The organism is Streptomyces sp. NPDC048197, assembly GCF_043202395.1.
GTDB classification, from domain to species: Bacteria; Actinomycetota; Actinomycetes; order Streptomycetales; family Streptomycetaceae; genus Streptomyces; species Streptomyces siderophoricus.
Window position 1 is genome coordinate 241,461 of record NZ_JBIDAJ010000009.1, and the last position, 22,442, is coordinate 263,902.

Genomic DNA, 22,442 nt, shown 5'->3' on the forward strand with positions numbered 1-22,442 from the left:
ACCCCCGCCCCCCTCCCCCCGATCGGCATCGAGGGGAGGGGGATGTAACAGGGGGACCTAACAGAGGGACGTCGCAGTTGCCTCAGAACAACACAGTTGCTTCAGAACAACACAGTTCCCTCAGAACAACCCGTGCCACATCTGCTCGGTCACCAGCGACCACCAGTTGCCTGGGTCGTCCAGGGCCCAGGAGTCGATCGCCGCGAGCTGTTCCTGGAAGGCCGCCACCGCCGTGCCCGCCGCTGCCGGGTCCAGGCCCTGCATTTCCTGGCGGGTGGTGGTGAGGAGGGCCAGGGAGCGGAGGTAGGCGGAGAGGGTGCGGTTGATGAAGCGGCCGCCGCCGGAGGACGGCTGGACGGCCCAAACGGTGCCGATCAGGCTCTGGTTGGTCTCCGGTGCGGTGCACTGGACGGCGATGGTGTAGAGGCCGTCGGTGCCGATCCGGACGTAGCCGGCCAGCGTTTCGAGCGTCTGCTCCTTGGCCTGCGTGCCGATCTCGCGGAGGTGGGTCGCCACGTCCGTGAACGGCCCGCCGGCGGGCGGGGCGTCGGAGCGGTCGGCGGTGAAGAAGTACGGGACCTCGGACGGGAGTCCGGCCCAGACCAGGGTGTTCCTGGTCGCCTCCGGCAGCTGGGTCGCGGCCAGGTCGTCGGCGTCCGGGCGGCGGATGCCCTCGGGGCCGTAAACCTCCACGAGGTGCTTGCCGAGGGCCACGTCCCGCATCTGCGGCGCCGGCTCGACGCGCTCCGGCACCGGCACCCGGTGCGGCCGCGGCGGCGGCTGCTGGCCCGCCAGCTGGTGCATCATCTCGACGTGCCGCAGCAGCCCCGCGACGCCCTCGGCGCGCTCCTCGGGGCGCATGCCGTAGCCCTCGGTGCAGGAGAACGAGGCGTTGGGGAACGTGCGGAGGACGAAGTCGCCGGGGTAGCCGCCGGGCAGCAGGGCCGGGCGCAGGTCGGTGTGGACCGCGCGGACGGCCGCGGGGTCCACCCCCAGCCGCCGCAACTCCTCGTACAGCTGGTACTCCACGGGCGGTTGGCCGGGGGACGAGACGCGGGCGAGGCTGGTCTCCTCGCCGGTCGCGGGGTCGTCGTAGGTGGCGACGGCGGTGTTGCCGGGGCCGGTGACCGGCGGCCGGGCGGGTTCCGCCGGGGGCGCGCCGGCCGCGCCGCCGCCGTGCTTCTGCTGGTACATCCGCACGACCTCGTCGACCGGTACGGACGGCCAGACGGTCAGCTCGCCGGAGGCCCGGTCGACGACGCCGCAGGCGGTGCCGATCTCGGCGGGCGGGCGGCGCTGCCCGGTCTCCGGGTCGACCTCCGGGGGCGGCGGTACGGCCCACACCACCCAGCCGAGGTCGAACTCCTGCATGGCCACCTCACGCGGCGGGCCCTGGTGCCCCTCGGGGTTGAGCCAGCGGGCGGCGGTGGCGTGTGCCTGCGCCTGGGTGATCACGAGTGGTCTCCTTCGAGGCCGTGGGAAGCATCGGCGTCAGTGGTGCCGGCGCGCTGGGCCGGCACGGTGGGGGCGGCGGGGGCGGCCGCGAGGATCTGCCGGGCGGTCACTCCGCGCTCGGTGGCCACGACGAGCACACCGTCCGGGGAGAGGTCGGCGCCGGTGATCGGGGCGTCGGACACCAGCGCGGCCACCACCTCCTGGGTCGCCCGGGCCCAGACCCGGAGGTAGTCGGCGCCCCGGCTGAGCCCGAACGGCGCCGCGGCGCGCTCGTCGTCCGAGGGACGCAGCACCTGCGCGGGGTCGGCATCGAGGAACTCCGGGCTCCGGAGGTCGTGCAGGAGGATCGCCCGGCCGCCGGGACCGGCGGCGACGTCAGCTGCGCCCGCCCCGTCCGGGCCCGCTGCGGCAGTCGCCCCGGTACCGGTGCCCTCCGTCGCGCCCTCTGCGGTAACCGCCTCGGTCCCGGTACCCGCCTCGGTCCCGGTGCCCTCCGTAGGGGGCGACACCGTACGGGAGCCGGGGGTGCCCTCGGGGACGACCAGGGCGACGACGGCACGCGGACCGGCGGCCTCAGTGCCCTCAGTGCTCTGGGTGCTCTCCGTGTTCCCCTGGAGGAGGGCGCCGGTCGTCACTGCCTGGACGCCGGGCAGCGGTGCGCTCCAGAGGGTGCGCCACGGCAGCCGGAAGCCGCGGGCGTGCAGCGCCTCGGCGTACGGCGTCAGCCCGTCCTCGACGAACGCGGTCTCCAGGAAGGCCGCCCGCATCTCGGCCGGGGCCTGCGAGCGGGTGAGCAGCGGGGCCGTGCGCAGATACGTACGGGCCGGTGCGCCCAGCGCTTCCAGGGGGACGGCCTCGACGGCGGCCCGCAGGACCACCGGGTCGGCGTGCGCGAACAGCCCCGGGTCGGTGAGGAGTTGGGGCAGCAGACCCGCTTCGAGGGTGTGCGCCGCGAGGTGGTCGCGGATGTACGGATCGGCCTGCGCCCAGTCCTGCTGGGGGACCGCCTCCAGCAGCGCCATGGCGATCTTGGTCTGGGCGTCCCGGACGTCGGGCAGGCCGGCGCGGATCTCCTCGGCGAGGGCGGGGTGCATCAGGCGGAGCAGCGTCCGGGCGGGCCCGGCGCCGGGGGCGTCCGCGGCGCCCTCGCCGTCCGCCGGCGCGGCATCCGCCGTGTCGTCGACCGTCCCGGCCTCGACCGGCTGGATGAACGGGGCGGCCAGCAGCATGCCGTCGGCGATGTCCTGGCTCATGTCCCGGCCGGCGACGGCGTTCGCCAGCGGGCCCAGCAGCTGGACCGGGAGGCCCTCGCCCTCGGCGAACGCCAGCGGGGCCAGCATCAGCCGCAGGGTCCGCGGGTCGGCACCCAGCCGGCGGGCGTGCACATCGAGCGCCTCGCCCACGCTGCCGGGCAGCAGGGCGGGGTCCGCCGGGTCGAAGCCCTCCGGCTGCATGATCAGCGACTGCACCGCCAGCTGGACGGTCAGCCGGCTGCCCGCCGCGCGTCCGGCCAGCGCCTCGGCGAGCGCCCGGCGGGCCGACGGGTCGGTGGTGTACGGGAGTTCCGGAGCTCCGGTGTCCGGGTCGAGCGCGGTCTCGGCGTGCAGCACCAGGCCCGCGGGGTCGGCCCACTCGGGCGCGTCGAGGTCGATGACCTGGACCTGCCCGGACGGCAGCGTCGCGGCGAGCTCCGCGGCCAGCTCCCGCGGGACGTCGGCCAGCAGCTGAACCGTTTCGACGGCGGCGAGCGGGGCGAGCACCTCCCGTATGAGGCGGGCCGGCTCCTGGGCCGCGCGCACCGGACCGGCCCGGTCCACGTCCGGCACCACGATCGTCACCGGCTCCTCGCGCGCGGCGAGTTCGGTGAAGACGTCCTCGGTGCGGCCGGCCCGCAGGCCGAAGTGGTCCGCGAGGAGCCACAGCACCTGCGCGGCGGTACGGCCGGCGGGGCTCGGTACGGCGGGCGGCGGCAGGTCCGGCGGCACCGTGGCCGGGTCCAGCTCGTCCAGCGGCAGCTGCTTGCGGTAGCCGGGATCGCACATCATCAGGAAGCCGGTGACCAGGCGTGACCGCCCGCTGCCCGGATTTCCGGTGAGCACGATGACGCGCGGTGCCCCGGGCCAGCGCATGCGCCAGGCCGCCAGGGCGCGCAGTACGGCGGTGCGGCCGCCGATGTGCGGGTGCGGAGCGTATCCGGCCGTTCGGGCGTTTCCCTCTTCTGAGGCGCTCATGGCTTCCTCGTCCCCCATCAAATCCCGCCCTCCACCTTCGTGGATTCCTGCGTGTACCGGCTTACCGGTTCGATCCTATGATCCGGGCCGCGTGTGCGGGACGCCGCGGGTCCGGCTGTTCCGGAACTGGAACACGCAGGCCGGAGCGGGTGTACGGCCGGTCTGCCGGTGGCTCGTGGGGCGCCGGTGACGGTGGGGGCTCCTGCAGCCTTGTCGGCCTCGTCCGCCAGGTGGGGCCACCGGTTGTGGAGAAATCGCGAGTGCTGGAAATCTCCTGTGGAGAAAGAAGCAGATCAATGCCCGAAATTCCCGGGTATTGATCTGCTTCCTTCGCTCTGCGAAGCCTGGGCTCTTCGCCAAGCCGCCGGTGGATTCCGGAAATTCGCCCCTAGCGGCCAGGAAGGCAGTGGCGGACCGGTTCAGCCGCGGTGGCCGCGGCCGCCGCGCCGCGAGCCGGTGACGATGTTGCCCGACGGGCCGTCGCGCTCGGCGCGCTCCTGGTCTTCCTTCTCTTCCTGTTCCTTCTGCCAGGCCGCGAACTTCTCGCGCGATTCCTCGCGCTCGGCCATGGTCTGGTCCTCCGCGGCCCGCCGCATCTCGCTCAGCCGGTCGCCGATGGCGTCCATGTAGCCCGGCGTCTGGATGGCGTCCTTCATGCCGATGCGGCCGGACAGCACCTCCTGGGCCATCTCCTGGAGCTTGCCGCCGACGTTGGGGTTCTCCGCCAGGACCTTCAGTGCCTTCCGCAGCCGGTGCGCCTGCTCCGGATCCTGGGCGACGTCCATCAGGTCCTCGTCCTGGATCTGCCGCTCGTTGCTCATCTCTGCCCCCTTGACGTGATGGCACAGCAACCACGCGTGCTGCACCGGCGTCCAGAGTCTAATGACGGATGTGAACGCGTCGTCAAGGCGGGGGTTGTCGGTATTGCCGCATATTGCTCCGTATCCATTCCGCGGCCGGGCGGCCGGCCGATCAACAGTGGGCTTCGGGGCTATTGCGGGTGTGCTAGACCTGAGGCGATGTTGGCAGGCAGCTGTCATTCAATTCGGGGAGAAATGATGTCCGACGAAGTCCGGCTCAGTACGGAGGAGTTGCACGCGCTCGGTGCCTCCTTCGGGATACGCGCAGAAGAACTGAGCCGGCAGCTGGCCGCATTCAGACGGCGGGCCGATGCCGAGGCGCTGCGGGACGGATTCGGCAGCGACGAGGCGGCCCGGCCGTTCCGCGAGCTGTACGAACAGGCCGAGCACGCCCTGGTCCAGCTGCAGGAGCGGCTCGCCGAGGTCAGCAGCGGCATCAAGGAGACCGTCGCCAACACCGAGGCGGCCGAGGACGAGCTGGTCGACACCCTGCGGAGCGTCGAGAAGATGCGGAGCGCCAAGTGAGCGGACGACGCAACCCCGAGGCACTGCACGAAGCGGCGGCCGGCTGGCGGGAGATGGGCAAGCACCTCGACGGCATGGTCCGCGACCTGGACCGGCACGTCGGTACCGCGGCCGCGGCCAACTGGCACGGCCCGGCGGGCGAGGCGTTCGCCGCGGAGTGGCACCGCCTCAAGCGGTCCGTCGACGAGGCGCTGCCGACCTTCGAACTGGCCGCGGCCGACCTGGAGAACGCCGCCGCACAGCACCCCGACGACGACAAGGACGACCAGGACCACGGCGCCCCGCAGGCGCACAGCGCCTCGGGCGGCGGCCAGGGCTCGTCCGGCCCCCAGGTCGCCTACGGCTTCATGGCGCTCGGCCAGCTCGCAGGCGGCCTCGGCGGCGCGTTCGGCAAGCGCGGCGGCAAGGGCGGCGGCCAGAGCTCGGTCCCGCAGGTGACGCACACCTGGGAGACCTCCACGGCCGCCCACGGGCCGGACCCGTTCGGGCCGGCGCGGGACGGCGAGGCCGCGACCCGCGGCGGCGAGGGCCTCGCCAAGGGCGTACGGACCCGGCCGGCCGAACCGGAGCCGGCACCGGGCGCGGAACGCGACCCCAAGGCCGCACCCGCCACGTCCGCCGGCTCCACCACCTCGGGCGCGTCCGGCACGAAGGACGCACCGGCCCCGGCGGAGAAGAAGCCCGCGGAACCCGCCGCCCCGGACCCCACCCAGCACGGCGCGTTCGGCTGAGCGACCGGCCGCACCGCCCGCAGCGGCCCGGCCTCACGTACAGCACATGAGAAACGGCGGTGGGGCGCCCCTCCTTCAGGGACGCCCCACCGCCGTTGCCGTGCTCGCCGGTTACCCGCCGTGGGCCGGCAGCCAGCCCGTCTGGACCAGCTGCGCACCACGCTTGCGCGTGATGAACGTGGCCCGGCCGGGCGTCAGCTGCTGACCCTTGATGTTGCCCATCAGCGGGCCCTCCGCCGGGTCGGCCGACAGGATCAGACCCTGCGCACCGAGCTCCTTCGTACGCTGCATCACGGGCTCGAACGACGACCGTCCGGCGCCCGAGGAGCTGCGCGCGATGATCAGGCGCAGACCCAGGTCACGGGCGAACGGCAGGTACTCCAGCAACGGCTGCAGCGGGTTGCCGCTGCTGGTCGCCACCAGGTCGTAGTCGTCCACGATCACGAACGCGTCCGGCAGGTCGTACCAGCTGCGGTTGCGCAGCTGCTCCGGCGTGACGTCCGGCCCGGGCATCCGGCGGCCCAGCGAACCGGCCAGTCCGCTGATGACCTCCTGCAGCTGCGGGCCCGCGGCGCAGTACTTGTACATGTGGCTCTCGGGGATCTCCCCGAGCAGCGCACGGCGGTAGTCGGAGACCACCATGAGCGCCTTGTCCGACGGATAGCGCTCGGCGATCTGCTTGGCCAGCAGACGCAGCAGCGACGACTTTCCGGACTCGCTCTCGCCGTAGATGACCAGCAGCGGGTCGGTCTCGAAGTCGATGAACGCCGGCGACAGCGTGGTCTCGTCGACACCGATCGCGATGCCGTGCTCCGGGTAGTCGCTGCCCTTGGGCAGGTCGGTGGCGCGCAGCATCGTCGGCAGCATCCGCACCTTGGGGGCGGGCTCGCCCTGCCAGTGCTCCTTGACCGTCGACACCAGGTTGGCGATGCCGTCGCTGATCGTCTCCGGGTCGCTCATGCCGTCCAGACGCGGCAGCGCCGAGAGGAAGTCGAGCTTCTCCGGGGACAGACCGCGGCCCGGCTTGCCCATCGGGACGTTCTCCGCGCGCTTGCGGTCGAACTCCGACTCCATCGGGTCACCCAGGCGCAGCTCGACGCGGTTGAGGAGCTGGTCGCGCAGCGCCGGACGGACCTCGGTGTAACGGGCACCGGCGATGATCAGGTGGACACCGAAACCGAGACCGCGGGCGGCGATGTCCAGGATCACCGGGTCCAGCTGCTCGTAGTCGGTCTTGAACGTCGCCCAGCCGTCGATGACGAGGAAGACGTCGCCCCACTTCTCACCGGGGAAGGCGCCCGCGGCCCGCCGCTGGCGGTAGGTCGCGATCGAGTCGATGTTGTTCTGCCGGAAGAACTCCTCACGCTCGTTGAGGATGCCCACGACCTCGGCGACCGTACGGCGGACCTTCTCCGCGTCCAGACGCGAGGCGACCCCGCCGACGTGCGGCAGGTCCTCCATCGTGAGCATGCCGCCGCCACCGAAGTCGAGGCAGTAGAACTGCACCTCGCCCGGGGTGTGGGTGAGCGCGAACGCCGCGATGGCGGAACGGATCAGGGTCGACTTGCCGGACTGCGGACCACCGACGACCAGACCGTGACCGGCACCGGCCGAGAAGTCCAAATACATCACGTCACGCCGCTGCTCGAACGGCTTGTCCACCAGCGCGACCGGCACCACGAGCTTGCCGAGCGCGGTGTACTCCGCCGCGTGCACGCCCCGCTCGGGCGTGACCGCCAGCGCCGGCAGCAGCTGGTTGACGGTCGGCGCCTCCTCCAGCGGGGGCAGCCACACCTGGTGTGCCGGCGGGCCCTGGCCCTGCATCCGCTGCACCATGACGTCCAGCACGGTGTCGGCGAGCGCGTCGTCGATCTCCGGCTCCGTCGCCTCGACGACCGGCTCCTCGATGATCTGCTCGATGACCGGGGCCGCGGTGAACGGCACCGGCATCCGCATCGACCGGCCGCCGCTGCCGCCCCGGCCGCCGCCGCCCGGACCGCGGTAGGTACCGGAGACGTACGCGGCCTTGAACTGCACCATCGTCTCGGTGTCGTACTTCAGGATGCCGGAACCGGGGACGTTCGGCAGGTGGTAGGCGTCCGGCACACCGATCGCGGTGCGCGACTCGGCCGCGGAGAACGTCCGCAGACCCAGCCGGTAGGACAGGAAGGTGTCCAGACCGCGCAGCTTGCCCTCTTCCAGACGCTGCGAGGCGAGCAGCATGTGCACACCCATCGAACGGCCGATACGGCCGATCTGGATGAACATCTCGATGAAGTCGGGCTTGGCGGCGAGCAGCTCGGAGAACTCGTCGATGATCATCACCAGCGAGGGCAGCGGGTCCAGCGGGGCACCCGCGGCACGCGCCTTCTCGTAGTCGGTGATGTTGGCGTAGTTGCCCGCGGAGCGCAGCAGCTCCTGACGGCGCTGGAGTTCACCGGTGATCGAGTCGCGCATGCGGTCGATCAGCGTGACGTCCTCACCGAGGTTGGTGATGACCGCCGCGACGTGCGGCATGTCCGACATACCGGTGAAGGTGGCGCCACCCTTGAAGTCCGCGAGGATGAAGTTCAGCGTCTCGGAGGAGTGCGTGACCGCGAGGGCGAGCACCAGGGTGCGCAGCACCTCGGACTTACCGGAACCGGTCGCACCGACACACAGACCGTGCGGGCCCATGCCCTGCTGTGAGGCTTCCTTGATGTCCAGCATGACCGGCTGGCCGTCGCGGTCCACACCGATCGGGACGCGCAGCCGCTCGGCCAGCGTCCGCGGCCGCCAGGTGCGCGACACGTCCAGGGACCCGGCGTCGCCGATGTTGAGCAGGTCGGTGAAGTCCAGGGCGGACAGCAGCGGTTCCTCGCCGTCCGCACCGGAACCCGCCCGCAGCGGAGCCAGCTGGCGCGCCAGCGCCTCCGATTCGGCGATCGAGAGGGTGTCGCAGACACCGTGGTAGACCGCGCCGCTGGCCGACTCCAGCACCAGCTTGCCCGGCCACACCTGGACCGCCAGACCGCCGCGGATCTCGTCCAGGTCGCCCGGGACGACCTCGATGATGGTGACGCCCTGCAGGCCCTCGGCCCCGGCGATCACCGAGTCCATCGGCACCTCGCCACCGTCCAGCACGATCACCACGTGCGGGGTGTCGGTGACCGGGGTGCCCTGCGGGTTGAACCGCCCGCGCCCCTCCAGCTCGTCCGCCAGCAGCTCCTCGACCTCGCCGAGGTCACCGACGACCAGCCGGCGGCTGCCCGCGCCGTCCGTGGTCTTGTCCTGCACCTGCGGCAGCCACTTCGTCCACTCCCACTCCGCCTGCGCACCGGGCGCGGCGACGACGGCCACGACCAGGTCCTCGGGGGAGTGCAGGGTGCACAGCTGGGAAATGATGGCGCGGGCCGAGCCGTAGACGGTGTCCGGGTCACCGGAGACGGTCAGGTGGTAGAAGGCGCGCAGCGAGACCGCGAGCGGCAGGTTGTCCAACTGCCCGTGCTTGTCGAGGAATTCCTTCATCGCGTGCGCGGTGAGCGGCTCCAGCTCGTCGACCGGAGCGGTCTCCGGAGCCCTCAGCGGGGTGGCCAGCTGCTGCGGCCCGAGCCCGAGCCGCACCTGCCCGAAGTCCGGATCGGTCGCCCGCCGTTCCCAGACGCGTTTGCCCTCCGCGACGATCGACCACAACTGGCTCGGATCGGGGTGGGTGAAAAGCTGTGCATCCCGCTGCTTTCGCGCGGTGCGCCGTACCTCTTTCCGCTTCTGCGCAAGGTACTTGAGGTAATCCTGGCGCTCCTGGACCATTTGTCCCGAAGGGCCTTGCCGCGCCTTGACGATCTGCATGATCGCCATTGCCAACGTGGACGCCACCATAAAGCCACCCATGATTTTCATGAACGGCTGGTTGCCCATGAACAGGAATCCCGCGGAGGACGCCATACCCATCATGGGCATAAACGTCATGAAGAGGTTCTCCTGCTCACCTTCGCGGGGCAGCTCAGGCGGAGCCTCAAGTGTCACCTCCTCCGAGGGGACTTCGGGTGGCAGCGCGCGGGGCGGGCGCTTGACGATGACAACGCTCACCGAGGCATCAGTCCTTCATGCATCTCGCAGTCTCGGACCGCCCCCGTTGGATTCGACGGTCCCCCCGAGCCAAGTCCTTGGCCCGAACCAGGCGTTGATCCTACTGTTAAGCGTCAAGTCACGGGGTGGGTGGGGCGGTCGCCGAATTGGACGGTACGCTGACGCCTCGCGAGCGTGCCACGGCCCCGCAGAGACGGCTCTATATATACGGCGCGCGAAGCGACAAAACGCCCAACGGATAGGGGGAACCGCCAGGTGAGCACGAGCACTGGCACCGGCTTTTGCCGGGTCACGGTCGCCGCGCCCGATGCACGGATCGACGTGGCACTGCCGGAGGACGTCGCACTCGTCGACATTTACCCGGAGATCCTGCGGCTCTCCGGGCAGTCCCAGGCGGAGGGCGCGCCGACCGGCTTTCACCTCGTACGGCGCGACGGAACGGTCCTCGACGCCGGGCAGTCGCTCGCGCAGCAGCAGATCCTCGACGGCGACCTCCTGCTCCTGAAGCCGTTCGCCGAATCGCTGCCGCTCCCGGTCTTCGACGACGTCTCCGACGCCGTCGCCTCCGCGGTCAAGCGCAACCGCAGCCGCTGGAGCGACGACCTCATGCACACCCTCGGCCTCAGCGCCGGTGTGCTGCTGCTCGTCATGATGGCGTTCGCCCTGTGGTTCTCGAACCCGATGAACCGCGACATGCACCGCCTGCCCGGCATCATCGCCGGCGTCGTCGGCATCGTCCTGGTCGCCCTCGCCGGCGTCCGCGCCCGGGTCTACGACGACCACGGCTCCTCCATCGCCCTGGGTCTGTCCGCGCTGCCGCACCTGCTGATCGCCGGCTCCGGCATCTTCCCGGTCGACGACGGCGCCGGCCCCGGCCGGCTGCACCTCCTCGTCGGCTGCGTGACCGTACTCATCGCGTCCGTCCTGCTGGTGGTGCTGCTGCCGCGCGGCGACGCCCCCTTCGTCGCGGCCGCCTTCCTCTCCGCCATCGGCACCCTCGCGGTCTTCGCCGCGATCCTCACCGACGCCCAGGGCAGCGAGGTCGCCGCCGTCACCGCCGTCGTCGCCATCGCCATGGTCGCCTGGCTCCCCGGCCTCTCCGCCCGCTTCGCCCGGCTGCCCATCGGCTACCGCTCCCCGGACCAGATCGCCAAGGGGTCCCTGGACAACGGCGGCGAGACCGAGTCCGTCGACTTCATCAAGATCGGCAACCAGGCCAAGCGCGGCCACGAACTGCTGCTCGGCCTCGTCGCCGGCTGCTCCGCCCTCGTCGTCGGCTCCGCCGGTGTCGTCCTCGGCTTCTCCGACAACATGTGGGCCCAGCTGCTCGCCCTGGCCGCCGGCATCACGATCATGCTCCGCGCCCGGCTCTTCGACTACACCGCGCAGGTCGCCTGCCTGACCATCGCCGGCATCCTGACCATCGTCCTGCTCATCCTGGGCATCGCCCTGCACCCGCCGCAGGACATCTTCGTCGACCTCCTGCAGTACCAGGACGCCGGACCGCTCAACATCCGCACCGTCTGGTTCTCCAGCAGCATCGCGGTCGGCGCGGCCGTCCTCGTCGGCGTCGGCCTGGTCGTCCCCCGCAAGGGCGTCACCCCCTTCTGGGGCCGGATCTTCGACATCTTCGACGGCCTCGTACTGCTGTCCCTGGTGCCGCTGTGCCTGGCGGTCCTCGACGTCTACAACACCGTGCGCGGCCTCACCGGCAACTAGCCCGGCCCCCGCTCGCGGCCACGGCCCCCCGACCACCCGGTCGGGGGGCCGTTTCCAGCTGGTACGCTGTGTGACGGCCCGGACGAGTCATTCAACGATTCCTGTGAAGCAGACCAGGGACGCTCGACGGCCCCGACCCCAAGGAGTACGCGTGTCGCTCGACGCCGCTACGAAGAAGCAGATCATGGCCGAGTTCGCCACCAAGGAGGGTGACACCGGCTCCCCCGAGGTCCAGGTCGCGATGCTCTCCCGCCGCATCTCGGACCTGACCGAGCACCTCAAGACCCACAAGCACGACCACCACTCCCGCCGTGGTCTGCTGCTGCTGGTCGGCCAGCGCCGCCGCCTGCTGCAGTACCTGGCGAAGAAGGACATCACGCGCTTCCGCGCGCTGGTCGAGCGCCTGGGCATCCGCCGCGGCGCGGCGGGCGCCAAGTAAGACGCCGTAAAGGGAGCGGTTCCCACCGGGGACCGCTCCCTTTGCCATACGCACCGGATGTCCGTGCCACCTCATGGTGGACGGAAGCTTTGTACTCTGGTGCCATATCGCAAAAGCGAAGGCGGTAGGAGCGCCTCCTGGCCGCCGGTCCTCGGTAGTGGCCCCCGGACGATCCATGGACACCATGCGCCATCACTCCGGGTGCTTCGATCGAAGACCGGCCCGCACCGGCGCTCCACCGAAGACGGTCTGCCGCCATACGGGCAGCAGACGCAGACGAGGAGATATTCCTGGTGGAGAACGAGACCCACTACGCCGAAGCCGTGATCGACAACGGTTCCTTCGGCACCCGCACCATCCGCTTCGAGACGGGCCGCCTGGCCAAGCAGGCCGCCGGCTCCGCCGTGGCGTACCTGGACGACGACACCATGGTGCTGTCGGCCACCACCGCTTCCAAGAACCCGAAGGACCAGCTGGACTTCTTCCCGCTGACCGTCGACGTCGAGGAGCGGATGTACTCGGCCGGGAAGATCCCCGGCTCCTTCTTCCGTCGTGAGGGCCGTCCCTCCGAGGACGCCATCCTCACCTGTCGCCTGATCGACCGCCCGCTGCGCCCGTCCTTCAAGAAGGGCCTGCGCAACGAGATCCAGATCGTCGAGACGATCATGGCGCTCAACCCCGACCACCTCTACGACGTGGTCGCCATCAACGCCGCCTCCTGCTCCACGCAGCTGGCCGGCCTGCCCTTCTCGGGCCCCATCGGCGGCACCCGCGTCGCCCTCATCAAGGGCCAGTGGGTCGCCTTCCCGACGCACACCGAGCTCGAGGACGCGGTCTTCGACATGGTCGTGGCCGGCCGGGTCCTCCCGGACGGCGACGTCGCGATCATGATGGTCGAGGCCGAGGCCACCGACCAGACGATCCAGCTGGTCAAGGACGGCGCCGAGGCCCCGACCGAAGAGGTCGTCGCCGCCGGCCTGGAGGCCGCGAAGCCGTTCATCAAGGTCCTGTGCAAGGCCCAGTCGGACCTGGCCGCCAAGGCCGCCAAGCCGACCGGCGAGTTCCCGATCTTCCTCGACTACCAGGACGACGTCCTGGAGGCCCTCACCAAGGCCGTCAAGGACGAGCTCGCCCAGGCGCTGACCATCGCCGGCAAGCAGGAGCGCGAGTCGGAGCTCGACCGCGTCAAGGCGCTCGCCGCCGAGAAGCTCCTGCCGGAGTTCGAGGGCCGCGAGAAGGAGATCTCCGCCGCGTACCGCTCGCTGACCAAGACCCTGGTCCGTGAGCGCGTCATCAAGGAGAAGAAGCGCATCGACGGCCGCGGCGTCACGGACATCCGTACGCTCGCCGCCGAGGTCGAGGCGATCCCGCGGGTGCACGGCTCCGCCCTGTTCGAGCGTGGCGAGACCCAGATCCTGGGCGTCACCACCCTCAACATGCTCCGCATGGAGCAGCAGCTGGACACCCTCTCCCCGGTGACCCGCAAGCGCTACATGCACAACTACAACTTCCCGCCGTACTCCACCGGCGAGACCGGCCGCGTCGGCTCCCCGAAGCGCCGCGAGATCGGCCACGGCGCGCTCGCCGAGCGCGCGCTGATGCCGGTCCTGCCGACCCGCGAGGAGTTCCCCTACGCGATCCGCCAGGTGTCCGAGGCCCTCGGCTCCAACGGCTCGACGTCCATGGGCTCGGTCTGCGCCTCCACCATGTCGCTGCTGAACGCCGGTGTGCCGCTCAAGGCCCCGGTCGCCGGTATCGCCATGGGCCTGATCTCCCAGGAGATCGACGGCGAGACCCACTACGTCACCCTCACCGACATCCTCGGTGCGGAGGACGCCTTCGGCGACATGGACTTCAAGGTCGCCGGCACCAAGCAGTTCGTCACCGCCCTCCAGCTCGACACCAAGCTGGACGGCATCCCGGCGTCCGTCCTGGCCGCGGCCCTCAAGCAGGCCCGCGACGCCCGTCTGCACATCCTCGACGTGATGATGGAGGCGATCGACACCCCGGACGAGATGTCCCCGAACGCCCCGCGGATCATCACCGTCAAGATCCCCGTGGACAAGATCGGTGAGGTCATCGGCCCCAAGGGCAAGATGATCAACCAGATCCAGGAGGACACCGGCGCCGAGATCACGATCGAGGACGACGGCACCATCTACATCGGTGCCGCCGACGGCCCGGCCGCCGAGGCCGCCCGCGCCACGATCAACGGCATCGCCAACCCGACCATGCCGGAGGTCGGCGAGCGCTACCTGGGCACGGTCGTCAAGACCACCACCTTCGGTGCGTTCGTCTCCCTGCTCCCGGGCAAGGACGGCCTGCTGCACATCTCGCAGATCCGCAAGCTCGCCGGCGGCAAGCGCGTGGAGAACGTCGAGGACGTGCTCGGCGTCGGCGCCAAGGTCCAGGTCGAGATCGCCGAGATCGACCAGCGCGGCAAGCTCTCCCTCATCCCCGTGATCGAGGAAGAGGACGCCGCCAAGGAAGACAAGAAGGACGACGCCGCCAAGTGACGTCCCGTACGCACACGACGACGGCCCGCACCTCCACGGAGGGGCGGGCCGTCGCCCGTACCCAAACGCTTCTCAAGGGCACCGCGGGCGCCGGCACGGTCCGCCGGACCACCCTGCCCGGCGGCCTGCGCATCGTCACCGAGACGCTGCCCTCGGTCCGCTCCGTCACCTTCGGCATCTGGGCGCACGTCGGCTCCCGCGACGAGACCCCGACCCTGAACGGCGCCACGCACTACCTCGAACACCTGCTGTTCAAGGGCACCGAGCAGCGCAGCGCGCTGGACATCTCCTCGGCCATCGACGCGGTCGGCGGCGAGATGAACGCCTTCACCGCGAAGGAATACACCTGCTACTACGCGCGGGTGCTCGACACGGACCTGCCGCTCGCCATCGACGTGGTGTGCGACATGCTCACCGGCTCGCTGATCGAGGCCGAGGACGTGGACGCCGAGCGCGGCGTCATCCTCGAAGAGATCGCGATGACCGAGGACGACCCGGGCGACTGCGTCCACGACCTGTTCGCCCACACCATGCTCGGTGACACCCCGCTCGGCCGCCCCGTCCTGGGCACCGTCGACACCGTCAACGCCCTCACCGCCGACCGCATCCGCCGCTTCTACCGGAAGCACTACGACCCCACCCACCTCGTCGTCACCGCGGCCGGCAACGTCGACCACGCCAAGGTCGTCCGCCAGGTCCGCCGCGCCTTCGAGCAGGCCGGCGCGCTCGACCGGACGGACGCCGTCCCGGTCGCACCGCGCTCCGGAGCGCGCGCGATCCGCACCGCCGGCCGCGTCGAACTGCTCAACCGCAGGACCGAACAGGCCCATGTGGTCCTCGGCGTCCCCGGCATGGCCCGCACCGACGACCGCCGCTGGGCCATGGGCGTACTGAACACCGCCCTCGGCGGCGGCATGTCCTCCCGGCTCTTCCAGGAGGTCCGGGAGAAGCGCGGCCTCGCCTACAGCGTGTACTCCTACACCTCGGGCTTCGCCGACTGCGGCCTGTTCGGCGTCTACGCGGGCTGCCGCCCCAACCAGGTGGACGACGTCCTCAAGATCTGCCGCGACGAACTCGACCAGGTGGCCGCGCACGGCCTGAGCGACGACGAGATCCACCGCGCGATCGGCCAGCTGCGTGGCTCCACCGTCCTCGGCCTGGAGGACACCGGCGCGCTGATGCACCGCATCGGCAAGAGCGAGCTGTGCTGGGGCGAGCAGATGTCGGTCGACGAGATGCTCGCCCGGATAGCGGCCGTCACCCCCGACGAGGTGCGCGAGGTGGCCCGCGAGGTCCTGGGCCGGCGCCCCTCGCTCTCCGTCATCGGCCCGCTGAAGGACCGGCAGGCGGCGCGCCTGGACGACATCGTCGCCTAGCGCCGCCCGCGCGAGCGGGGCCGCCCGTCGCCGTACCACCGACAGAAAGACAGGAAACGATGAGCAAGCTGCGCGTGGCCGTACTCGGAGCCCGGGGCCGCATCGGCTCCGAGGCCGTACGGGCCGTCGAGGCCGCCGAGGACATGGAGCTGGTCGCCGCCCTGGGCCGCGGTGACAAGCTGGAGACGCTGGTCGAGAACGACACCCAGGTCGTGATCGAACTGACCAACCCCGCCTCGGTCATGGGCAACCTCGACTACTGCGTCCGGCACGGCATCCACGCCGTCGTCGGCACCACCGGCTGGACCGAGGACCGCCTCGCGCAGCTGCGCACCTCGCTCGCCGCGGCACCGCAGGCGGGTGTGCTGATCGCCCCGAACTTCTCCATCGGCGCGGTGCTGACCATGCGGTTCGCCCAGCAGGCGGCCCGGTTCTTCGAGTCCGTCGAGGTCGTCGAGCTGCACCACCCGAACAAGGCCGACGCGCCCTCCGGCACCGCGGCGCGCACCGCCCAGCTGATCGCCGAGGCCCGCGCGCAGGCCGGCTGCGCGCCGCAGCCGGACGCCACCGCCACCGCGCTGGACGGTGCCCGCGGCGCCGACGTCGACGGCATCCCGGTCCACTCGGTCCGCCTGCGCGGCCTGCTGGCCCACCAGGAGGTCCTCCTCGGCGGCGAGGGCGAAACCCTCACCATCCGCCACGACTCCCTCCACCACAGCAGCTTCATGCCCGGCATCCTGCTCGGCGTCCGCCGCGTGGTTTCCACCCCGGGCCTGACGGTGGGCCTGGAAAACTTCCTCGATCTGGGCTGAGGCACGACAGTCATGGGCGGAAAGTTCACCTACTTCTTCCTCGCCACCGTTCTGGTCCTCGTCTTCGGCGTGGTGGCCATGGAGGGCGTACTGCTGCTGCTGACCGGCGAGCCGGCCGCCATGGGCATGGGCGCGGTGGCCTTCGTGCTGCCCTGCCTCGGCGGCTGGTTCCTGTGGCACAACACCCGCTTCGCCCGCAACGCCCACCGGCTCGCGGCGGTACTGGAGTCGGAGGGCAGCCTCCCGGCCGACGAACTGAAGCGGACCCCCGGCGGCCGCATCGACCGGGACTCCGCCGACGAGGTCTTCGCACGCCGCCAGGCCGAAACCGAAGCCGCCCCCGGCGACTGGCGCACCTGGTTCCGCCTGGCCGTCGCCTACCACGACGCCCGCGACACCCCCCGCGCCCGCAAGGCGATGCAACGCGCGATCACCCTGTACGAGGGCGGGGCAGCGGCCTGACGGAGGGGCGGCAACAGGGGTGAGGACGGGCCGGGTCGGCGGTCTGGCCAGGCACCGGCAGCACGTGGGGCCGGGGGACCGGCCGGCGGCCTGGCCAAGGACGGCAATACCCGGACCGGAGCGGGCCGGCGCCGGGCGACGCATACCGAGCCGCCCGCCGTCCCAGCCCGGCACACCCCGCCGGAATACCCCCCACTCCCAACCGGTTGTGGCATCGCAGGGGGCCTTTGCGCCCCTTAGGGGATCTGTTCGGCTGCCCCCTAGGGAACTTCCCCCCTCCGCCCCCTACCGCCGCTACCCCCGCCGGTACTCCGCCGCCCAGGCCTCCAGGACGTCCGCGGCATGTTCGAAGGATTCCGGTCGGCCGAGGAAGTCGCCGCTGTGGTCCGTGACCAGGGTCCGCAGCGGTTCGCCCTGGCGCCGCTCGACGAGGAGCGCCTGGCCCTGCACGGTCCGCGGCAGGCCGAGCCAGCGCACCGGCTGCTGGACCGTACGGACCGACGCGATCGCGCTCCACGGTTCCGTGGCCGTCCGCAGCAGGTTCACCTGGCGCAGGCCCCGGGCGCTGACCCACACACCCACCCGCAGCAGCCGCAGCGCGAGCGCGACGAGCAGGGCGCCGATCGCCACCACCGCGGCCGCCGCGGGCAGGGAGCCGGCCATCGCGATGATCATCGCGGACAGGAAGACGAACGACGCGAGCAGCAGAAACACAGCCGCCGCCCCTACCCGCCACGGTCCGGGGCGGTAGGGACGGCGCCAGTGGTCGGGCTCGTCGTACGGGAGTGCGGCCAGTTCGGCGGCACCGTTGTCGAGGTGGCGGTCGGCCGTCAGGAAGGGCAGGGGCACGGCTGATCCTCACTGGTGGCTGCTCGGCACGCGGGGGCGTACCGGTGGAAGCTGTGACCGGTGAGGCTATCGGGGCCGGCGGGGCGGAACCACTTGGTCCGCCCCGGTCCCCTGCCGCTCAGCGGTGGGCGGCCTCGGACTGATGCACCCGGTTGGAGGCCGAGCTGTCCTGCTGCAGTGCGGGAACGCCGAACAGCAGGGCGCCGGCAAGGCCGCCGATCACTGTTAGCGTGATCATTGACTGGCCGACGAGCTGCGTACGTGAGAGACGTGCACGCGGCGGGGGAGTGACATTGCTGCGGAACCGGTCTGCCTCTGCGACGAAGGCGAACGGGACGGGCTCGCGCCGGCGGAACATGAGGGGGCTCTCCTAGGAACCTCGTAGTGGGCACTGTCACAGGGATAGACGTCTGCGCCGCCCGTTTGGTGCCCGTTTTCCAAGACTTCTGTGAAAAATATCAACTCCCGCTCGATCCCCTGCTATAGGACGTCCCTTTTGTGGCTAACGCGGCATCACGCCGCATTTCCCGGACTGTCAGTGGCGGGCCGTAGGCTGGTCGCGCACGAGGATCGAACGGAAGGAACCGCCGGTGTCGCACACCCCCGCCGAGAGCGCTGAGAGCCCCGAGGCTGCAGCCGTCAGCTTCCGGAGCGAGGTGACGGTCGAGCTGGTCAAGCACAGCGCCGCGGACAGCGACGTGCTCTGGGCGGCCCGGGTCTCCACGGCCGGCGAGCAGTCCCTCGAGGAGCTCCAGAAGGACCCCGAGCGATCCAAGGGCCTGATCAACTTCCTCATGCGCGACCGGCACGGCAGCCCGTTCGAGCACAACTCCATGACCTTCTTCATCAGCGCGCCGATCTTCGTCTTCCGCGAGTTCATGCGCCACCGCGTCGGCTGGTCGTACAACGAGGAGTCCGGCCGCTACCGCCAGCTGGAGCCGGTCTTCTACGTCCCCGGCGAGTCCCGCAAGCTCGTCCAGCAGGGCCGCCCGGGCAAGTACGAATTCGTCGAGGGCACCCCCGCGCAGCACGAGCTCACCGGCCGCGCCATGGAGGACTCCTACCGCCAGGCGTACGCCGCCTATCAGGAGATGCTCGCCGCCGGCGTCGCCCGCGAGGTCGCCCGCGCCGTCCTCCCCGTCGGTCTGTACTCCTCGATGTACGCGACCTGCAACGCCCGCTCCCTGATGCACTTCCTCGGCCTGCGGACGCAACACGAGCAGGCGAAGGTCCCCTCCTTCCCCCAGCGCGAGATCGAGATGGTCGGCGAGCAGATGGAGGCCCACTGGGCCAAGCTCATGCCGCTCACGTACGGCGCATTCAATGCGAACGGCCGGATCGCGCCGTAAGGCCCAGGCCGCGGGCCGGACGCCGGGGTGCGCGGGAGAGGCGTACGAGGTGTCCGGATTGCGGCATTTTGAGAAGTTCATCTACGCTGAACAGACGGACCCGGCACTGCTTGAACCCCCGAGCAGGCAGTGCCGGAGTCCACATCCCTGCTCCCCAGAGGCGCATCCCACGGTGAGCTACGAGTAGCGTGGGACCCATGGCTCCGACTTCCACACCGCAGACCCCCTTCGGGCGGGTGCTGACCGCCATGGTCACGCCGTTCACGGCGGATGGCGCTCTCGATCTCGACGGCGCGCAGCGGCTCGCCGCCCATCTGGTGGACGCCGGCAACGACGGCCTCGTCGTCAACGGCACCACCGGTGAGTCCCCGACCACCAGTGACGCGGAGAAAGCCCAGCTGGTCCGCGCCGTGGTCGATGCGGTCGGCGACCGTGCCTTTGTCGTAGCCGGAGCCGGCACGAACGACACCCACCACAGCCTGGAGCTGGCCCGCGCCGCCCAGGACGCCGGCGCCCACGGCCTGCTCGCCGTCACGCCGTACTACAGCAAGCCCCCGCAGGAGGGCCTGCTGCGCCACTTCACGGCCATCGCGGACGCCACCGACCTGCCGGTGATGCTGTACGACATCCCCGGCCGCAGCGGCGTCCCGATCAACACCGAGACCATCGTCCGGCTCGCCGAGCACCCCCGGATCGTCGCCAACAAGGACGCCAAGGGCGACCTCGGCCGCGCCAGCTGGGCCATCGCCCGCTCCGGTCTCGCCTGGTACAGCGGCGACGACATGCTCAACCTCCCGCTGCTCTCGGTGGGAGCCATCGGCTTCGTCTCCGTGGTCGGCCACGTCGTCACCCCCGAGCTGCGCGCCCTCCTGGACGCCCACCTCAACGGCGACGTCACCAAGGCCACCGAGATCCACCAGAAGCTGCTGCCCGTCTTCACCGGCATGTTCCGCACCCAGGGCGTCATCACGACCAAGGCCGCCCTCGGACTCCAGGGCCTGCCCGGCGGACCGCTGCGCCTGCCGCTCGTCGAGCTCTCCCCCGAGGAGACCGAGCAGCTCACGCGCGATCTCGCCGCCGGCGGGGTACAGCTCTGATCAAAGACTTCACAACTGAATACGGACCAACAACCGCCTTATAGCAAGTGCACGAATGTCATGCGCGCCACGTGCCTCTACGGCAGCGTGGCGCGTGTGGTGAGGAGAGTCTTTTGAGTCATCCGCATCCTGAGCTCGGCGCCCCGCCGAAGCTTCCCAAGGGCGGCCTGCGCGTCACCCCCCTCGGCGGCCTGGGTGAGATCGGCCGCAACATGACGGTCTTCGAATACGGCGGCCGGCTCCTGATCGTCGACTGCGGAGTGCTCTTCCCCGAGGAGGAGCAGCCCGGAATCGACCTGATCCTGCCGGACTTCTCGTCCATCAGGGACCGCCTCGACGACATCGACGGCATCGTGCTCACGCACGGCCACGAGGACCACATCGGCGGCGTCCCCTACCTCCTGCGCGAGAAGCCGGACATCCCCCTCATCGGCTCCAAGCTGACCCTCGCCCTGATCGAGGCCAAGCTCCAGGAGCACCGCATCCGCCCGTACACGCTCGAGGTCGCCGAGGGCGAGCGCGAGCGTCTGGGCCCCTTCGACTGCGAGTTCGTCGCGGTCAACCACTCCATCCCGGACGCCCTGGCCGTCGCCATCCGCACCCCCGCGGGCATGGTCGTGCACACCGGCGACTTCAAGATGGACCAGCTCCCGCTGGACCGCCGTCTCACCGACCTCCCGGCCTTCGCCCGGCTCGGCGAGGAGGGCATCGACCTCCTCCTCGTGGACTCCACGAACGCCGAGGTCCCCGGCTTCGTCCCGCCGGAGCGCGACATCTCCAACGTGCTGCGCCAGGTGTTCGCCAACGCCCAGAAGCGCATCATCGTCGCCAGCTTCGCCAGCCATGTGCACCGCATCCAGCAGATCCTCGACGCGGCGCACGAGTACGGCCGCCGGGTCGCTTTCGTCGGCCGCTCGATGGTCCGCAACATGGGCATCGCCCGTGAGCTGGGCTATCTGCGGGTGCCGGCCGGCCTGGTCGTCGACGTCAAGACCCTCGACGACCTCCCGGACGACGAGGTCGTGCTGGTGTGCACCGGCTCCCAGGGCGAGCCCATGGCCGCGCTCTCCCGCATGGCCAACCGCGACCACCAGATCCGCATCGTCCAGGGCGACACCGTCATCCTGGCCTCGTCCCTGATCCCCGGGAACGAGAACGCGGTCTACCGCGTCATCAACGGCCTCACCCGCTGGGGCGCCAACGTCGTCCACAAGGGCAACGCCAAGGTCCACGTCTCGGGCCACGCCTCGGCCGGCGAACTGCTGTACTTCTACAACATCTGCAAGCCCCGGAACCTCATGCCGGTGCACGGCGAGTGGCGCCATCTGCGCGCCAACGCCGAACTGGGCGCGCTGACAGGTGTCCCGAAGGACCGCATCGTCATCGCCGAGGACGGTGTCGCGGTCGACCTGATCGACGGCGTCGCCAAGATCGCCGGCAAGGTCCAGGCCGGCTATGTCTACGTCGACGGCCTGTCGGTCGGTGATGTCACCGAGACCTCCCTCAAGGACCGCCGCATCCTCGGCGACGAGGGCATCATCTCGGTCTTCGTGGTCGTGGACTCCAGCACCGGAAAGATCGTCGGTGGCCCGGACCTGCACGCCCGTGGCTCCGGCATCGACGACGCATCCCTCGCGGCCGTCGTACCCAAGATCGACGAGGCGCTGGCCAAGTCCGCCCAGGACGGCATCGCCGAGCCCCACCAGCTCCAGCAGCTGGTCCGTCGCGCGGTCGGCAAGTGGGTGTCGGACAACTACCGCCGCCGCCCGATGATCCTCCCCGTCATCGTCGAGGTCTGACGCGCCGGCCCGTACGAAGTCGTACGAAGGTCCTCAAGTCGGAGCGGGGGGGGGGGGGGGGGGCGACGGGGCCCCCCCCCCCGAACATTTTGGCGGGCCCGCGACCGGGAGGGCCGCCCCCCCCGGGGGGGGGGGGCCCCCCCGCCCGGGGCGC

Annotated in this window: 17 protein-coding genes; 11 read left to right on the top strand and 6 right to left on the bottom strand. The window is 70.8% G+C overall.

Going from position 1 to position 22,442, the window contains the following annotated elements; all coding sequences use genetic code 11:
- Positions 1-120: 120 nt before the first annotated feature.
- From ACGF4C_RS15620 to ACGF4C_RS15630, 3 genes are all read right to left on the bottom strand, one after another.
- Complete coding sequence (locus tag ACGF4C_RS15620) at positions 121-1,455, bottom strand: SUKH-4 family immunity protein (RefSeq protein WP_393566578.1); 1,335 nt, start codon at positions 1,453-1,455, stop codon at positions 121-123.
- Entirely contained in the window at positions 1,452-3,686 is a 2,235-nt protein-coding gene (locus tag ACGF4C_RS15625; RefSeq protein ID WP_393566580.1) for an ATP-binding protein, read from the bottom strand. Before ACGF4C_RS15625 ends, ACGF4C_RS15620 begins: the two co-directional genes overlap by 4 nt.
- 419 nt (positions 3,687-4,105) lie before the next feature.
- Positions 4,106-4,507, bottom strand: a complete 402-nt coding sequence (locus ACGF4C_RS15630; protein WP_393566581.1) for a hypothetical protein — start codon at positions 4,505-4,507, stop codon at positions 4,106-4,108.
- 237 nt (positions 4,508-4,744) lie between these two features.
- On the opposite strand from ACGF4C_RS15630, the gene ACGF4C_RS15635 reads away from it, so the two are divergent.
- Together ACGF4C_RS15635 and ACGF4C_RS15640 are read left to right on the top strand one after the other, a co-directional pair.
- Positions 4,745-5,071, top strand: coding sequence for a hypothetical protein (locus ACGF4C_RS15635; protein WP_030414170.1), 327 nt, complete (start codon positions 4,745-4,747; stop codon positions 5,069-5,071).
- Entirely contained in the window at positions 5,068-5,802 is a 735-nt protein-coding gene (locus ACGF4C_RS15640; protein ID WP_393566583.1) for a WXG100 family type VII secretion target, read from the top strand. The genes ACGF4C_RS15635 and ACGF4C_RS15640 overlap by 4 nt, the downstream gene beginning before the upstream one ends.
- 111 nt (positions 5,803-5,913) lie before the next feature.
- On the opposite strand, the gene eccCa is transcribed toward ACGF4C_RS15640, so the two are convergent.
- Positions 5,914-9,870 (bottom strand): type VII secretion protein EccCa, encoded by a 3,957-nt coding sequence (eccCa, locus tag ACGF4C_RS15645; protein ID WP_393566585.1) that lies wholly within the window; start codon positions 9,868-9,870, stop codon positions 5,914-5,916.
- A 255-nt stretch (positions 9,871-10,125) separates the two neighbouring features.
- Here eccCa and eccD point away from each other — a divergent pair, with 255 nt between their 5' ends.
- The 6 genes from eccD (at position 10,126) to ACGF4C_RS15675 (ending at position 17,194) form a co-directional block, all read left to right on the top strand.
- Complete coding sequence (eccD, locus tag ACGF4C_RS15650; RefSeq protein WP_030414167.1) at positions 10,126-11,589, top strand: type VII secretion integral membrane protein EccD; 1,464 nt, start codon at positions 10,126-10,128, stop codon at positions 11,587-11,589.
- A 151-nt stretch (positions 11,590-11,740) separates the two neighbouring features.
- Positions 11,741-12,028 carry a 30S ribosomal protein S15 gene (gene rpsO, locus ACGF4C_RS15655; protein ID WP_006602744.1) on the top strand — a complete coding sequence of 96 codons (288 nt, stop codon included), beginning with the start codon at positions 11,741-11,743 and terminating at the stop codon, positions 12,026-12,028.
- 293 nt (positions 12,029-12,321) lie between these two features.
- Positions 12,322-14,544, top strand: coding sequence for a polyribonucleotide nucleotidyltransferase (locus ACGF4C_RS15660; protein WP_030414165.1), 2,223 nt, complete (start codon positions 12,322-12,324; stop codon positions 14,542-14,544).
- The gene (locus tag ACGF4C_RS15665) at positions 14,541-15,920 is read left to right on the top strand and encodes a pitrilysin family protein (RefSeq protein WP_030414164.1); all 1,380 of its coding nucleotides are present in this window, start codon (positions 14,541-14,543) and stop codon (positions 15,918-15,920) included. Before ACGF4C_RS15660 ends, ACGF4C_RS15665 begins: the two co-directional genes overlap by 4 nt.
- A gap of 59 nt (positions 15,921-15,979) precedes the next feature.
- Positions 15,980-16,732, top strand: coding sequence for a 4-hydroxy-tetrahydrodipicolinate reductase (gene dapB / locus ACGF4C_RS15670; RefSeq protein ID WP_393566588.1), 753 nt, complete (start codon positions 15,980-15,982; stop codon positions 16,730-16,732).
- Between the two features lie 12 nt (positions 16,733-16,744).
- Entirely contained in the window at positions 16,745-17,194 is a 450-nt protein-coding gene (locus tag ACGF4C_RS15675; RefSeq protein ID WP_393566590.1) for a hypothetical protein, read from the top strand.
- A gap of 294 nt (positions 17,195-17,488) precedes the next feature.
- Here the strand turns inward: ACGF4C_RS15675 and ACGF4C_RS15680 are convergent, their stop codons facing one another.
- Both ACGF4C_RS15680 and ACGF4C_RS15685 read right to left on the bottom strand, forming a co-directional pair.
- Positions 17,489-18,043: a hypothetical protein gene (locus ACGF4C_RS15680; RefSeq protein WP_393566591.1), complete on the bottom strand. Its 555-nt coding sequence runs from the start codon at positions 18,041-18,043 to the stop codon at positions 17,489-17,491.
- A 118-nt stretch (positions 18,044-18,161) separates the two neighbouring features.
- A complete protein-coding gene (locus ACGF4C_RS15685) occupies positions 18,162-18,401 on the bottom strand; it encodes a hypothetical protein (RefSeq protein WP_393566592.1) in 240 nt (79 codons plus the stop codon).
- 232 nt (positions 18,402-18,633) lie between these two features.
- Between ACGF4C_RS15685 and thyX the strand changes: the two genes are divergently transcribed.
- The 3 genes from thyX (at position 18,634) to ACGF4C_RS15700 (ending at position 22,288) form a co-directional block, all read left to right on the top strand.
- Complete coding sequence (thyX, locus tag ACGF4C_RS15690) at positions 18,634-19,392, top strand: FAD-dependent thymidylate synthase (RefSeq protein WP_393566594.1); 759 nt, start codon at positions 18,634-18,636, stop codon at positions 19,390-19,392.
- Between the two features lie 197 nt (positions 19,393-19,589).
- On the top strand, positions 19,590-20,489 hold the full coding sequence (dapA, locus tag ACGF4C_RS15695; RefSeq protein WP_030417239.1) for a 4-hydroxy-tetrahydrodipicolinate synthase: 900 nt from the start codon (positions 19,590-19,592) through the stop codon (positions 20,487-20,489).
- Positions 20,490-20,602: 113 nt separating this feature from the next.
- A complete protein-coding gene (locus ACGF4C_RS15700) occupies positions 20,603-22,288 on the top strand; it encodes a ribonuclease J (RefSeq protein ID WP_393566596.1) in 1,686 nt (561 codons plus the stop codon).
- The last annotated feature ends 154 nt before the right edge of the window (positions 22,289-22,442 follow it).